This is a genomic window from Streptomyces sp. BK79 (assembly GCF_044142145.1).
In the GTDB taxonomy this organism is placed as follows: domain Bacteria; phylum Actinomycetota; class Actinomycetes; order Streptomycetales; family Streptomycetaceae; genus Streptomyces.
Genome location: NZ_JBHVOC010000002.1, coordinates 251,573 through 265,799, shown reverse-complemented (window position 1 = coordinate 265,799; position 14,227 = coordinate 251,573). Strand labels below are relative to the sequence as shown.

11 protein-coding genes are annotated in these 14,227 nt (G+C 67.3%); 7 read left to right on the top strand and 4 right to left on the bottom strand.

Annotation, left to right across the window (positions count from 1 at the left end; genetic code table 11):
• The first annotated feature begins 129 nt into the window (after nucleotides 1-129).
• Nucleotides 130-318: a hypothetical protein gene (locus ACFIF2_RS03245; RefSeq protein ID WP_032767136.1), complete on the top strand. Its 189-nt coding sequence runs from the start codon at nucleotides 130-132 to the stop codon at nucleotides 316-318.
• On the opposite strand, the gene ACFIF2_RS03240 is transcribed toward ACFIF2_RS03245, so the two are convergent.
• Nucleotides 299-964 carry a very short patch repair endonuclease gene (locus ACFIF2_RS03240; RefSeq protein ID WP_395570909.1) on the bottom strand — a complete coding sequence of 222 codons (666 nt, stop codon included), beginning with the start codon at nucleotides 962-964 and terminating at the stop codon, nucleotides 299-301. The genes ACFIF2_RS03245 and ACFIF2_RS03240 overlap by 20 nt on opposite strands.
• 301 nt (nucleotides 965-1,265) lie before the next feature.
• Here ACFIF2_RS03240 and ACFIF2_RS03235 point away from each other — a divergent pair, with 301 nt between their 5' ends.
• From ACFIF2_RS03235 to ACFIF2_RS03210, 6 genes are all read left to right on the top strand, one after another.
• Nucleotides 1,266-2,546, top strand: coding sequence for a DNA cytosine methyltransferase (locus ACFIF2_RS03235; RefSeq protein WP_395570908.1), 1,281 nt, complete (start codon nucleotides 1,266-1,268; stop codon nucleotides 2,544-2,546).
• A 271-nt stretch (nucleotides 2,547-2,817) separates the two neighbouring features.
• Nucleotides 2,818-5,400: a Z1 domain-containing protein gene (locus ACFIF2_RS03230; protein ID WP_395570907.1), complete on the top strand. Its 2,583-nt coding sequence runs from the start codon at nucleotides 2,818-2,820 to the stop codon at nucleotides 5,398-5,400.
• Nucleotides 5,401-5,423: 23 nt separating this feature from the next.
• Entirely contained in the window at nucleotides 5,424-6,413 is a 990-nt protein-coding gene (locus ACFIF2_RS03225; RefSeq protein ID WP_395571043.1) for a PD-(D/E)XK motif protein, read from the top strand.
• Nucleotides 6,410-8,290, top strand: a complete 1,881-nt coding sequence (locus ACFIF2_RS03220; protein WP_395570906.1) for a hypothetical protein — start codon at nucleotides 6,410-6,412, stop codon at nucleotides 8,288-8,290. Before ACFIF2_RS03225 ends, ACFIF2_RS03220 begins: the two co-directional genes overlap by 4 nt.
• On the top strand, nucleotides 8,287-9,189 hold the full coding sequence (locus ACFIF2_RS03215) for a hypothetical protein (protein ID WP_395570905.1): 903 nt from the start codon (nucleotides 8,287-8,289) through the stop codon (nucleotides 9,187-9,189). Before ACFIF2_RS03220 ends, ACFIF2_RS03215 begins: the two co-directional genes overlap by 4 nt.
• Nucleotides 9,189-9,950, top strand: coding sequence for a DUF6339 family protein (locus tag ACFIF2_RS03210; protein ID WP_395570904.1), 762 nt, complete (start codon nucleotides 9,189-9,191; stop codon nucleotides 9,948-9,950). Before ACFIF2_RS03215 ends, ACFIF2_RS03210 begins: the two co-directional genes overlap by 1 nt.
• An 81-nt stretch (nucleotides 9,951-10,031) precedes the next feature.
• Here ACFIF2_RS03210 and ACFIF2_RS03205 read toward each other — a convergent pair whose 3' ends face one another.
• The 3 genes from ACFIF2_RS03205 to ACFIF2_RS03195 all read right to left on the bottom strand — a co-directional run bounded on the left by ACFIF2_RS03205 (nucleotide 10,032) and on the right by ACFIF2_RS03195 (nucleotide 14,179).
• Nucleotides 10,032-11,321, bottom strand: coding sequence for a restriction endonuclease (locus ACFIF2_RS03205; protein ID WP_308408017.1), 1,290 nt, complete (start codon nucleotides 11,319-11,321; stop codon nucleotides 10,032-10,034).
• 269 nt (nucleotides 11,322-11,590) lie between these two features.
• Nucleotides 11,591-12,763 (bottom strand): serine hydrolase domain-containing protein, encoded by a 1,173-nt coding sequence (locus ACFIF2_RS03200; protein ID WP_395571042.1) that lies wholly within the window; start codon nucleotides 12,761-12,763, stop codon nucleotides 11,591-11,593.
• A gap of 72 nt (nucleotides 12,764-12,835) precedes the next feature.
• Nucleotides 12,836-14,179, bottom strand: a complete 1,344-nt coding sequence (locus tag ACFIF2_RS03195; protein WP_395570903.1) for a transcriptional regulator — start codon at nucleotides 14,177-14,179, stop codon at nucleotides 12,836-12,838.
• Between the last annotated feature and the right edge of the window lie 48 nt (nucleotides 14,180-14,227).

The window sequence follows — 14,227 nt, the reverse complement described above, 5'->3', positions numbered from 1 at the left end:
GGACGGGCTGTAGTGGCTCGTTGCGGTTTGCGAACCCGTGCAGAGCGACTACGGGGTCTGGTCACTCTGGATGCGCCTGCCGCCCCAGGAGGAACAACGGGGGTGGGAGCGGCGTGCGATCCTGGCGGCATGATCCGAGAACCGGCTGAGGCCCTGGTGCGTGAGGACGGCTCCGTAGAACTTCCCATGGGGATTCTCGTCGAGGCCGGCCTGGCCCCCGGCGCCCGGCTCCTCGCCTACAGCGACGGAGACGGGCGGATCGTACTGCGAAGGGAGGTGGACGCCCTGGACGATCTACTCAACGGCCGTCCGCTCTGAGCACACGGGCGGTGCGTTCTTCTTTGGACTCCTCCAGTCCGAGTCGTACGAGGGCGGCCGCATCGTCGATCGGCGTGTGCTCCCAGACTCGGACCACGAACCAGCCGTGTTCCACCAGGAGGCGGTCCGTCTCTCTGTCACGGCTCTTGTTGCCTTCGATCTTCGACACCCAGAAGTCCCTGTTCGTCGATGGGATCGACCGGTGAGTGGAGCACCCGTGCCAGTAACAGCCGTCCACGAACACCGCCACCTTGTGCTTGGTGAAAAGTACATCCGCGGTTCGGCGCAACGTGGCCACCGGCCTGGCGTTCACCCTGAAGCGCAGCCCTTCCCGATGCAGAGAGGAGCGGAGCCTGAGCTCGGGCTTGGTGTCGCGTGCTCGATTAGAGCGCATCGACGCCCGGGTACCGCTCGACGAGGCCCAGGAGTTCCCTATCTCCTCCGCCACCAGGAGCCCGGCTTCGTCGGCCAGGAGCCAAGCGGCACGAAGGTTCGCACTCCGGGTGGGATGGTCCACTTCGCCGAGGAAGTATCGGCGTCTGCGTCCTGCGACAGCCCATTCGAGTCTGGCGACGACGTGCCCCGTCCTTCGAGACTCGGTCAGGACGACGGTGGCGGGTACTTTGACGCCGGACTCGTCGCTCACGAAACGCTTGGCGTGACCTCCGGCGGCCCGATCCTGTTCACGTTTGCGATCAGTCCTCGTCATGTCGGCCCTTGGGCGCCAAGCGCGGGAGGGCGGGCGGTCGGCAGAGGTGCGCCGTCGGCTCGCGGGGCCGTCGGATGATCCGCGTGAAGGGTGCCCAAGGTCCACTCCTCGAGCTTAAGGTGCTGCATGACCTGATCGAGCAGTCCGAAAGGACCTGATTGGGGGCCGGCGCGAAACGCTGTTGAGCTGTAGAGTCGGGAGATTGCCTTCCGGCCTGGTGGCCGGCTACAGTGCGCCAATGCGCCAACCACACAATGAAGTCGACGCCTCCGAAGTGGAGGCGGGGGATCCCTGTCTCGCTCCGCTGAGGACGATCGACCTCTTCGCCGGCTGCGGTGGGCTGACGCAGGGCTTCGTGGACGCGAGGTACGGCGGTCGTACGGTGTACCGGCCCGTCGCAGCTGTCGAACTCGATCGAGCAGCGGCGGCTACGTACGCGGTAAACTTTACGGACAAGTTCGGGGCGCATATCTACCAAGGAGATATCGCGGACTGGGTCGACAGGCCCGGAGGACTCCCGGACGCCGACATCGTGTTGGGCGGTCCGCCCTGCCAGGGGTTTTCGAGGCTTGGAAACCAAGATCCGAACGATGCGCGCAACCAGCTTTGGCGCCATTATCTGGATGTGGTTTCAACCGTCCGGCCGATGGCTTTTGTTATGGAGAATGTCGACGCCTTCAGGAATTCTCCCGAATTCGAACTTTTGCGCAGAGAAGTGCGTGATGGGGGTGCTCTCTCTGAGTACTTCATCTACGATGATCTCCTCAATGCTGCCGATTATGATGTCCCGCAACGACGCTTTCGTGCGATCGTCGTCGGAATCCGTAGAGATCTACGATCCGCCGCGGACTCGAATCGTCTAATCGATGATCTGACGGACATGGAACTACAGGCTGCGCTCATCCCTACTCCGGCTGCCGGGCCCGAACGCACCGTATGGCAGACGATTTCCGACCTCGTGCTGCGGAAGCTCTCTACCGATCTACCCACCCGCGAGGTGTCCGCGAACGGGCGTAAGATCGCCGGCCCGTTCCGTATGGACGAGCTTCATCTACGCCGAAACGGCATAAAGCCGATCTCCATGGCGCGCTATCGTTCCATTCCCGAGGGGGGAAACCGGTTCGACATCCCCTTCGAGTTGCTTGCGCCTTGTTGGAAGAAGCACAAGAGCGGTTCGGCCGACGTCATGGGGCGACTGTACCGAGACAAGCCGTCGGTCACCATCCGTACGGAGTTCTTCAAACCGGAGAAGGGTCGTTACCTGCACCCGTGGCTGCATCGGCCCATCACGCACCTGGAAGCGGCCAGACTGCAGGGCTTCCCGGAGTCGTTCCAATGGTGCGGAAGCAGGAGCGACATCGCACGGCAGATCGGTAACGCCGTGCCCGTCGGCCTGGGACGGGCCATCGCCGAGCACCTCGCCCCGCTGCTACTCGCTCAGCGGGACCTTCAGGCAACGACCACGGTGAAAGCTCCCCGTCCACCGAAGCGGCGACGAAAGCTGGCGGCGGCTGCCTGATCGGTCCTGCGCAGAACGTTCGGTGACTCCGTACGGGGAACTTCCCGCATCCGGGCCCGGATGCCGGTGCGCGCGGATATAGACTTGTTTCATTGGACACCGACGCCGAGGCCTCAGCCGTTGATTCACCTAGGGGAGGGTGAGCGGTGGTGGCCGTGGCCGACCTGACGTCCGCGGCCGACGGGCGCGCGGGTCGGACGCCGCTCGTATGGCGGTCGACCTGTAGGCCACCCCTACGATCGCGGTACGCCGTGTATCCGAGGGGTGGGGCTTGCAGGAGTTCGAGGATCAGTACGAGGCGTTCAAGCGCCTGATCAAAACGCACACGCCCGAACAGGCGTTGGCGACGATCAAGCTCTTCGGTATGTCCGACGAGCTCGCCAAGCGCATTGCGGAGCGTCATCAGCAGGAGACCATCGCCGTCCGCGAGAAGCGGGAGCCCGGTTCCGTCGTCCGGAACAACCGTGAGACTTGGTACGTCGGCCCCCAGGACGACGACAGGTGCTGGCCCGCTCTCAGGAACCTGCTGGCGAAACAGTCGTGGGACGAGGACAGCCTGCGCGGCCTCGACTCCGCTTCGACCAAGGTCGTTTCTATGCTCGACCACCCCCTAGAGAGCGCCTTCTCTACCAGAGGGCTGGTCGTCGGCTACGTGCAGTCGGGTAAGACCAGCAACTTCACCGCGCTCATCGCGAAGGCGGCCGACGCCGGATACAAGTTCTTCATCGTCCTCGCCGGCGTCCACAACGGGCTGCGATTGCAGACCCAGCTCCGACTCGAGCGGCAGCTCGTGGAGCCGGTGATAGACCAGTGGCACCCGCTCACCGGTCGCGTCGGGGACTTCGAGCCTCCCGCGGGCAACCCGGCGGCCTTCTTCGGCGACAAGAGTCAGCAGCACGTCCTTTGCGTGATCAAGAAGAACGTGCCCAGGCTGCGGAAGCTCAAGGCGTGGTTGGAAAAGGCGCCCGACTACCTGCGCAACTGCCCGACACTGATCATTGACGATGAGGCCGACCAGGCGAGTGTCGCGTCACGTAGCACCAATCCGCTGATCCGGGAGATCATCGATCTGTTCCCCCGCGGGGGATACGTCGGTTACACCGCCACGCCCTTCGCCAACCTGCTGATCGACCCCGCCGCCAAGGACCTCTATCCGGAGGACTTCGTCGTCAATCTGCCGAAGCCATGCGGACACTTCGGCACCGAGGTTCTGTTCGGCCGGGACGCTTTGGACGGCGAGGACCCCCAGGAGGTACCGGACGGATACGACATGATCCGCACGGTCCCTGACGAGGAGGTGCCCCTCGTTCGACCGGGACGAGACGAGATCGAGGGGTTCGTACCCGAGATCAGCGGTGCCTTGAGGACGGCAGTCCTGTACTTCTGGCTCGTCACGGCCGCCCGACGGGTGCGTGGTACGGGGGTTCCCCACTCCACGATGCTCATCCACACGAGTGTCAGCACCGTCGTCCACGAGAGCTTCGAAAGGCCCTTGGAGGCGTTTCGCAAGCGGACGACGGGGTGGCTCGATGCCGCGGACGGGGAACTGCTCGAGGAGCTGAGGCGGCTCTGGGAGGCCGAGATCGCCCGTGTCCCCGGTAACGAGCCGGACCTCGGGGAGACGCCCGTTCCCTTCGACGCTCTCCTTCCGTTGCTGGCCGGTGTGGTGGACGACTGTCGCATCATCCTGGACAACTCGAAGAGCGTGAAGCGATTGGACTACGAGGCCGGCCCGGTCGTCGCCATCGCCGTGGGCGGCAACACTCTGTCGCGTGGCTTGACCCTGGAAGGGCTCGCCGTCAGTTACTTCGTGCGAAACGCCACGACGTACGACTCTTTGCTGCAGATGGGCCGCTGGTTCGGCTTCCGCGAAGGGTACGCAGACCTGCCGCGCATCTGGATGACGGACGGGATGCGCGACTGGTTCAGGCACATCGCCACCGTCGAGTCGGAGATGCGTCGGGACATCGATGTGTACATGGTCGAGGACAAGACGCCCAGGACCTTCGCCGTCCGCATGCGGACCCACCCGTCACTCCGTATCACGGCGGCGGGCAAGATGCGGGACGCGGTGAAGGCGAGTGCGGCGTACGGAGGGCAGCGTGTGCAGACCCGCTACTTCCGTACGCGGGACGCCGAGTGGTTGCGGGCCAACCGGCAGGCCGCCCACGACCTCGTCGACCGCTCCCTGCGATTGGCGGGAGCCCGACACCAGGACAACGGAATGCAGGGCAGGCACATCCTCCGAGGTGTGCCCTACGACATCATCTTGGACTTCCTCGACGAATACCGCTTCCACGGCAAGTCGTTGGAGTGCGACGCGGGTCTGTTGCGCAGTTACGTAGAGCGTCGGGTGCGGTCCGGGGGCGGCGGTTCGCTGAAGCGCTGGAACGTGGCGATCATCGGCAATCCGCTCAGCGATGATCCGGAAAAGCGGTACGAGTTCGGCCCCGGGCTCGCCGTGGACCGCGTCATCCGAGCGAAGCTCGGCGAGAGCGGAGGCGACGCCGCCGACATCAAGACCCTGATGAGCCGTCGCGATGCCGGCGTCGATCTCGACCTCGGTGCGCTGACGGAGATCAACGAGGCGGCGCTGAAGAACGCCAGGCGCGAGCAGGCGCCCGACACCGCGTTGCTGACCCTGTACCCGATCGACGCTCTATCGCCGTCACCGACGAACCGCGAGAGGCGTGCCCCGCTCGATGCCGTCGACCACGTGATCGGCGTCGGTCTGGTCTTCCCGATGCCTCGGGGTGAGGACAGTGAGGTGGAGTACTACAGCGCCGACCTGTCCCGCGTACAGGACGACGAGGAGGAAGACCTGTCGTTGCTCTTCGAGGAGGACGGCAGTTGAGCGGGGGCGCCGATCTGCGGCGTGTGCTCGACCGGCACTGGGCCGAGTTGGATCTCGCCCCACTCGGCCCAGGAGCTGCTCTCAGGACCTCTCCGCTCCCCGTCGTCACCGAGCACGGGGCGGTCGCTGCGGCTACCGACGGTGACTCGTTGCGTCACTTGCTGATCCCCCTCCGGGGACGTCGACGTATCCTCACCGGGCGGATCGGCGGAACACTCCGCGTCATGGAGCGGGCGTTGCAGGACGACGAGACCTACGGACGTTTCGCGGATATCGTCTGCACCCGCAGGGATCTCGACGACGTCTTCACGGGGCTGTGCGCCGACGTCCTCGTGGCACTGGAGGCGGACGGGCGGCAGCCCTACCGCACTACGCTGGCGGTGGTGAACCGTTGGCGTCAGCTCTTCAGCGGCATACCCCGCACGCTCACCGAGACGCAGGAGATCGGCCTCATCGGCGAGTTGTCGGTCCTCCTCCGCCTGCTCGTCAAGGACCCGGGCGCCGTGAGGTGGTGGACCGGCCCCGAGGGAGGACGGCACGACTTCTCCGACGGCCTCCGCGCCGTGGAGGTGAAGAGCACGCACACGACCTCGGAGCGTAGGACTTTCGACGTCCACAGACTCGACCAGCTGGAGGCACCGCAGGACGGTCGTCTGATGCTGGCCTGGCAGCGGTTCGAAAAGAGCCCACGGGGGCAGACCGTCGGTGAGCTCGCCGCGGAGGCGGCCCGGATGTGCGACGACGAGTCGGAGCTGTGGCTTCGACTGGCACGTGTCGGCTATCGGCACGGACAGACGGACGACGAAGGCGCACTGCGCGTGTCACCGCTTGAAGAACGTTGGTACGAGGTCGACGCGGCCTTCCCCCGCCTCACGGCGGCTTCGCTGACGGAGCCGGTACCCGACGCACTCCTGGACGTTCGCTACACCGTCGACCTGGCCGGTGTCCACTCGCCGGTGCTGGACGACGCGGCCGTGGATGCCTTCCTCGACGAGCTGGGGTGGACGCCATGAGCGCGGAATCCCCGCGTTGGTCGTCCGAGCCCTACGCCCCCGGCGGCGGAGGGACGGCCGAGGGTGCCTTGAAGAACCTCGACGGCACCGAGCTCGACCCGCTGACACTTCTGGTGAGGGAGTCGGCTCAGAACAGCTGGGACGCACGAACCGGGGACGGTCCGGTGAACTACCGAGTGGAACTGCGCACCCTCGGACCCAGTGAGGCTCCGGTGTGGCGCGAACTCCTGGCCGCGGGCGCGCCTCAGCTTCGACACCTCAAGCTCCGGGCCTCGCTGGCACGTCCCGCCCCGCGCATCCTGACCGTGACCGACACGGGGACGAGGGGACTGGGCGGACCCACCCGCGCCGACGTCGCGGTTCCCGGGCAGTCGGACTTCGCGTCGTTCGTCCGCAAGACCGGCAGCTCCAGCAAGGTCACCGGCCGTGGCGGCACCTACGGTTTCGGGAAGGCGGTTTTCCACCTCCTCTCCGCATCGCACACGGTGATCGTGCACACGCGCTGTCGGGTGGACGACCGATTGGAGACCCGACTCATCGGGTGGGCGGTCCACGAGAGCTACACCGTGGAAGGCGACGACGGTGCGAAGACGTTCACCGGCCGCCACTTCTGGGGAAGGGTCCGCCGCGGTTACGTCGAGCCGCTGGTCGGGGATGAAGCGGACGAGGTCGCCGGAAGTCTCGGCCTGAACTCCCTCCCCGACGGCGACACCGGGACCTCCGTCGCGATTCTCGACCCGGTCTTCGGCGAACGCGACGACGCCGAGGCCATGAGGTGGATCGTCGACGCGATGGTCTGGAACCTTTGGCCGAAGATGCTCCCGGAGGGAGGAGACGCCCCCATGCGCTTCTCCGCCCACCACGAGGGCCTGGCCGTCCCCGTTCCCAGGCCGTCGGAGGTGCCCCACCTGCGACCGTTCGTCTGGGCCTACGACGACATGACCCGTCTCGTCGAGCACAAGTCCATGGGGCGCGTCCTCGGCCGACTCGGTATGCGGAAGTTCATCTCCCCTCAGGGAAGGCCCCCTCGGGTGGCGCAGGAGGCGGGTATCGGGGACCGGCTTCACCACACGTGCCTCATGCGGCCGGTCGACCTGGTGGTGAAGTACCTCGAAGGTCCCCCCTTCTTCGAGGAGAGCGGGGGTTACGCCGCGGTCTTCCGTGCCGACGCCGCAGTGGACCGGATCTTCGCGGCGGCGGAGCCCGCATCGCACGACGCCTGGTTGGTGGACAAGCTCAGTGGCGACGACCAGCGCCTGGCCAAGCACGCCCTCCGGAAGATCAACGACGCCATGAAGGAGGCTTCCGGGCCGGCCCGGGTGGCGAACGAGGCGGGCGAAGGCGTCTCCCTCGCGGGGATGAGCCGACTCATGGCTGGACTCATGGCGGGTACGGCGGGGGAGGGGGCGGAGGCAGTTTTCGCCGCGGGTACGACGCCCCCGGGGGGTTCCTCGGGCGCCGGACGGGGCTCCGGAGGGCCAGCCGGAGCCGGTGGGATCCCCGGTCCCAGAGGAGGATCGAGCGTCCCCTCCGATCGCAGGCGCGTTCTGTACGACGGAGCCCCCGAACACGACGTGGTGGAGGGTGAAGCCGTCATCGTCCAGCGATTCACCCTGCCCGACGCGGGCTCCTACGTCGTCCACGGTCGCCCCGCCGTCGCGTTGGGCGATGGACGCGGTGTCGAGACGGAGCCGCCCATCGGAGCGTCGATCCCCACGGTGCTGGGATGGCGTGCGGGGAGCGGACCCGTGACTGACGGGTCCTCGTTGCACACGGTGGGCGGTGACGGCACGGTCTGGTCGCTGGTCGTCCGGCCAGCCCCCGACACCATGACCGAGGTGACGGTCGTGGCCGAGGCAGGGGGTGACGATCGGTGAATCGTCGCGCCTACCCCTATCGCAGCGCGGCCGTCGGGTCGGTGACGATGTCCGAGTGGTCCCTCAAGTCCGAGGACGGGGAAGCCGTTCCGCTGCCCTCCTTCATACCCGACTGGGACTTCCAGAGAGACCTGTCCCTCGAGACGGTGGTCGAGGTCGACCTCGACGCAGTCAGGGCTTCGGCCGGACTCCCATACGAGGCCGAGCTCGCCCTCTCCGCGATCTGGAGTTCCACCGGCAGCGGCCTCCGGCGACTGGCCCACCGAATCACACTGCACGGTGGGGGCACCCGATCGGCACAGCTCTCGTTCACCGTGATCGGACGCGACAGCGGCGGCCGATTGTCCCTCGACACCCAACTGGTTCTCGCGAAGGCCCTGGACAATCCGGATCCGACCGGCCCCCGACGCGCGGGGTCCGTGCTCTGGCAGCACCGGGCCGGGGTGCGGCTGCAGGGCGACGCGTCGCAGTTCCCCATGGCCGTGGTCGACTTCAAGAGTGCTGGCTACCCGGAGAACGCTCCCTGGTACCTCGACGTCGGTCCGAACCTGGAGGCGGCGACGATGGGCGCCGTCGTGCTGCTCGTGAACAGCGGCACGCCGGTCGTGCTCAACGCGCTTCGCCGCGCGGAGAAGGCGTCATACGCGGAACGGCTCATCCAGTCCGCCGTCCGACAGGACGTCGTCCGCCTGATGATCGAGCGGGCCGTGTCCGACGAAGAGCTGACGGACTCGTCCCGGTTCGAGCCGGACACGCTCGGTCACACACTGCTCGGCCTTCTGCGTACCTTCCTCCCCGGTACATCCCTCACCTCCCTGCGCATGACACGTCGCACTGATCCGGCGCTCTTCTCGGCGAAGATCCAGCACGCCGTCGGCCTCTTCTCCAAGGAAACGTGATGGTCCACCTGTATCCGCGGCTTCTGCCCGCGGCCGCGGCCAACCTCCGGGAGGAGTGCCTACACCGTTCCGTCGAGTATCTGCGTGATCGTTCGGCTCTCTCCCACCCGGCCATGTTCTACGCGGCCACCGGCGGGTCCCGTCTTCCCGAGCGGAGCCTCGGCTCCCTACGCGAGGCGGTGCTCGCGTGCGCCACCGAACGCGGCTATCCCGCCAAACCCGGCAGGAGGCAGGCGGCGGGTTTCGACATCGACGTGGCGACGGTCCTCCACCGAGACTCGGGCATCGTTCCGGCGGAGGCGGTCGCGGGTGACCTCTGGGCCTTCCTCTCCCTCGTCGTCCTGCCGGACGTGTCCGCGTGGAGATTCGCGGACCTGCATCGCGACCGGGTGCTGGGGACCGACGTCACACGCCACGTCTTCGGCCGGCTGTGGTGGCGAGCACACCTTCTGTACGACGAGGACGGAGGGAGGGAGGACCTCTACGCCTCGTTGTCCGTGCTCAACGAGTCGGACTTCGACCAGATCTACGCCCGACGCACCTCGATCGGCGGGAGCCCGCATCTGGTGCGGGCGATCGTCAGGGTGTGGCAAGCGCTCGACGTTCCGCCCAACGCGGAGAGGCGGGTACTCCGCGATTTCCTCATGCGTGTGCTCAGGCTCAACGCCTTCATCTCCTTCGACTCGCTGCCGGCGGAAGTACTCGACGAGGAGCTGGAAGGCGTGTTCCGGGAGTCGCTGTCCGTGGTGGCCGGAGGGTGAATCCCCGAGTGCCGTCAGGCGCGTTCACCCTGGAAGAAGAGCTGCCGGGGTTCACCGTGCGTAAGGACGGCCGGTGGCCGGCTACTGCAGCAGGATTTCCTCGGGGCGTCGGTTCGTGATCGCGACCTCCCGTCCGGCGAGGACGTGCTCGATGCACGCCGCCAGGTCGCCGCCGTGGTCGTCCCTGGCCATGCTCCGCAGTTCCGCGACCAGGCTCGTGCCGTTGAGGAGGATGATCGGATACTGATCCTCCACCATCTCGGTCTGTGCCGACTCGGAGTAGGCGCCGGTGGTGACGTAGACCCCGATCCACCCGCGTCGGAGCCGGGCTACCACCCGGGCGATCTGCTCCGCCGTGATGAGTGTGTCGGGTTTGACGCACTTCGCCTGCCCGAGCACGACGAGGCTCGTGCCCGCCAGGCCGCTTCCGCCGCCGAGGTCGAGACGTCCGACGAAATCGGCTCCGCCGTCACCCGACCGACGTGTGAGCCAGCCTTCCACGTACCCGTGACCCGCCCCACGCAGTACACGAGCCGCCACCGCGGCGGCCAGAGCCTCGAAGTCGTGCTTGCGGCCGTCGAAGTACTTGTAGATCGTTTCCAGGTCCGCCGCTTCACCACTGCCTGGCTTCGGGCGCTGATCACGCACCTTGGCCACCTGAGCCCGGGCGACCCGGCGACGCAGTCCCGGGAGGGCCGAGGAACCGTGCTTGACCCACTCCCGCCATGCCCGTGGCGCGAGGTCGAGTGCTTGAGCGTGGGACACGCCCTTGTCCCTGCGGGCCCCGATCCATTCCCAGTCGACCGTGTCGTCCTCGGAGGTCAGGTCGATGAGGGCGATGTCGTAGACGTAGTTCACGAACGGGGTGTGCTCGCGGCCTCCCCATTGCACCAACCGTTCGGTCCGCTCGATGACGCCGAGCCCACAGAACGCCACATGGCCCTTTGGCTTGCCGTTCCGGGGCACTGCGCGGAACAGCAGCAGCGGCGTGGCGGCGGCTCGTTCATCGGCGGTACGCCCCTGGTGGTCGGTGAAGGCGTCGAGTAGGGCGGCGTTGCCGGTGGTCGTGCCGGGCGGAACGCTCGAACCGGCCTTGTGATCGCCGAAATAGCGGACGTGGCCGTTGTCCATGTCGAAGACGTCGTGCCAAGGCGTCTGCTCGGTGCCGGCCTTCCAGGGACTGGAGCGGATGAGGATCGCCGGGCGCCGTATGCCGTCGGGGGTGGAGACCTTGGCCATCCCGTTGATGCCGGCTTCCAGAAGAGCCCGTTTGTGGCCCGACGAGTGCGTCACGTGGTGGAAGTTCGGGAAGCCGTCGAGCGACTCCGGCTTCGGGTCCTTGCCGCTCGCGTAACGGTAGACCTGTCCCACCCGCAGCTTCCCACCCACAGCCGGCCCTCTCCCTGGACTCGCTCCCTTATGCGTCATCACGACAGTAGCGGCGGGTACTGACAGAGCGGTGTGCTTGCTCCGGGGCCGAGGCTCTCGGAGGTTCCCGCCGGCGGCAGACGGGCGCGCTACGGCGATGCCCGGCTGACGCAGGTCGGGTCGAAGGGCGGTGCCTGGCGTCCATCGTCCCGGGTGGCCAAGCGGATGCCCGAAGAATCTCCCGCGGTCTCACCGCCAGGGACGCCGACCGACTACGCGAGAGCCTCGCGCACCGTCTCGACCAGGGAGGACGCACGCACATCGTCGATGCCCCCGACGATGTTGTTCATCGCATACCCGAAGCCGACATCGTGCTCCGGATCGGCGAAGGCGAGCGACCCTCCTCGACCCGTGTGGCCGAATGAGCTTGACCCCAGCATCGGGTTGCTCTCGGTGGGCAGCATGTACCCGGCGCTGAAGCGGCTGGGAATCAGCATGACCTGATCTTTCCCGCCGGCCTGCTCCTCGGCCGCCGACGCCAGGACGGCCGAGGAGAACAGGCGCACGCCGCCCACCTCACCGATCAGCGCGGCGTACATGCGGGCAAGCGCGCGGGCCGTACCGATGCCATTGGAGGCCGGGAGCTCCGCGGCCTGTACCTCCGGTGAGTCGAAGTCGATCGCGGCTGGGTCGGTGACCGCGTAGGCCCGGTTGCTGAATGAGTTCGGGTCCCGCCAGGCGGCGACCTGTTCGCGGAGTTCTTCGGGGACCGACTCGGCGGGCAAGGTGGTGAGATCGACGTCTGGCCGCTGGTACGCCATGCGGCTGACTCGGTCGCGTTCGCCGGCGGGCAGGCCGATGAAGAAGTCCAAGCCCAGTGGAGCCGCGATCTCGTCGGCGAAGAAGCGTCCCGGCGAGCGACCGGATACTCGTCGGATCACCTCGCCGACCAGCCAGCCCCAGGTCCGGCCGTGGTAGCCGTGCGCCGTACCCGGAGTCCAAAGGGGGCGTTGAGCGGCCAGTGCCTCCGCCATCGGGTGCCAGGCCAGCGCCTCCTTCAACGGCACTGGGTGATCCAGCGCGACCAGGCCGGCCTGGTGGGACAGGAGCCAGCGCACGGGGATGTCCGCCTTGCCGTTCGCGGCGAACTCCGGCCAGTACTTCGCGACGGGTGCGTCCAGGTCGAGCGCTCCGCGCTCGACCAGCATGTGAACGGCGGTAGCGGTCGCCCCCTTGGTCGCCGAATAGACCAGTTGTAGCGTGTCCCGCGTCCAGGGACGGCCGGTTTGGGCGTCGGCCACGCCTCCCCACAAGTCCACCACCGGGTGGCCGTTCCTGTACACGCACACCGCCGCGCCGAGGTCGCCGTGCCGGGTGAAGTTCTCCGCGAACGCCGCCCGTACCGGCTCGAATCCGGGTGCCACCTCGCCGTAGATCATCGTCATGTCGGCCATCCTGGCAGTCTCGCAGCCGTCCTCACGGAGACCGGCTCTTCCCCGGTGGTCAAGTAGTCGACCTCAGGCGGCGACGGACAGTTCCAGTAACCGTTCGCGGAACTCGCGGACGGAGGGTACTGACCTGTGTGGCTCCAGCTTCGTGGAGAACTCTCTGAGGCGGTCCAGGGCCCGAATGGAGCTGACGCTGTCCTCCAGGAGCGCGGCGCCGTAGTTCGCGGCGTCCAATGCCCCCTCCAGGTCACCGCCGGCGAGCCGCGCCTCGGCGAGACGGCTCGACCGTACCGCCTTGTCCCGGGGAGCAGCTTTCGTCACGGAAGTCTCCAGGGAACTGGTCGCGCGCTCCAGCTGCCCCGAACGCAACAGCACCTTCCCCTCGGTCGACCGCAGCTGTGCCTCACCGAACCAGTCGAGCCAGTCGGGGTTGTCGTCCGTCCCCCTGTGCTCCCACAGCGAGGTGGCACGGTTGAGGGCCGTGCCCGCCTCGCGGTGCGCGCCGTCTCGTGAGAGGGCCTCCGCCTTGTGCAGGTAGAGGAACGACCGGGTGCAGGGCGACAGGGAGTGTGGCGCATTGTCGATTGCGGTCGAGACGAGACCGACACGCTCGGCGGTGCGTCCCGCCTCGGAGACGTGCACCCCCATCTCCGCGAGGATGAAAGCGCCGAAGGCGTCGTCGCCGGTGGTGCGGGCACTGCGCAGGGCGCCGACGTAGTAGCGCTGGCCCGCGGAACGTAGGCCGGCGTCGTAGGCCATCCAACCGGTCAGGTGCGACACCCGGGCCGCCAGCGCGTACAGCCGGATCCTGACCGCGTCGGTGTAACGGCCACCGCCGAGGAGACCGGTGACCAGAGCCAGGTCGCCTCGCGCCTGTTCCAGCAGTCGAGCACCGCCGAGCTGGTCGTCGAGTGTGCGGAGAGTACTGATGCGCTGCTCGATCGTCGAGACCATCGTGTCCGTGACCCGGTCACCGTTGAGCGCCGCGGCCATGGCGGAGGGCGCCTCCACCCAGCTCGCCGCAAGACTGTTCAGGGCGGCTCCCGTGATGGTGAGGAAGCCTCTGCGATCCATCCGTCCACTCCCGACCAGATCGGACAACGCCTCGACGGTACCGGCCTCCGTCCACGGGGCGGTGAGCCCGGTCACCTCCCAGACGGGGAGCCAGCGGGGCCACCCCTCCGCGCGCGCCTGCTCGTACGGCACGCCCAGCAGGTCTGCGAGGACGCGCTGGGCGTCCGCGTCCGGCTCCTGGCCCTGTGCCCATTTCCATACAGTCGTCCGGTTGGTTGCGAGCGGGAGACCGAGCTTCCTCCCGTGCTCCTGCATGAGCCGGGCGAATTCGGCCTTGCCCCACCCGCGCGTCTGGAGGAGGAAGGTCAGCGGGTGGACTGCTAACGGCTCGGTAGGCACGTCATCACTCCTGTCGTCCGCTCAAGGCGTAGTTGGAAGGCTACTTCC

What these genes read in the sequence shown, in the direction of transcription:
- ACFIF2_RS03245 (WP_032767136.1), top strand. Translation starts at nt 130, where the DNA reads ATGATCCGAGAACCGGCTGAGGCCCTGGTGCGTGAGGACGGCTCCGTA.
- ACFIF2_RS03235 (WP_395570908.1), top strand. Translation starts at nt 1,266, where the DNA reads ATGCGCCAACCACACAATGAAGTCGACGCCTCCGAAGTGGAGGCGGGG.
- ACFIF2_RS03220 (WP_395570906.1), top strand. Translation starts at nt 6,410, where the DNA reads ATGAGCGCGGAATCCCCGCGTTGGTCGTCCGAGCCCTACGCCCCCGGC.
- ACFIF2_RS03210 (WP_395570904.1), top strand. Translation starts at nt 9,189, where the DNA reads ATGGTCCACCTGTATCCGCGGCTTCTGCCCGCGGCCGCGGCCAACCTC.
- ACFIF2_RS03200 (WP_395571042.1), bottom strand. Translation starts at nt 12,763, where the DNA reads ATGACGATGATCTACGGCGAGGTGGCACCCGGATTCGAGCCGGTACGG.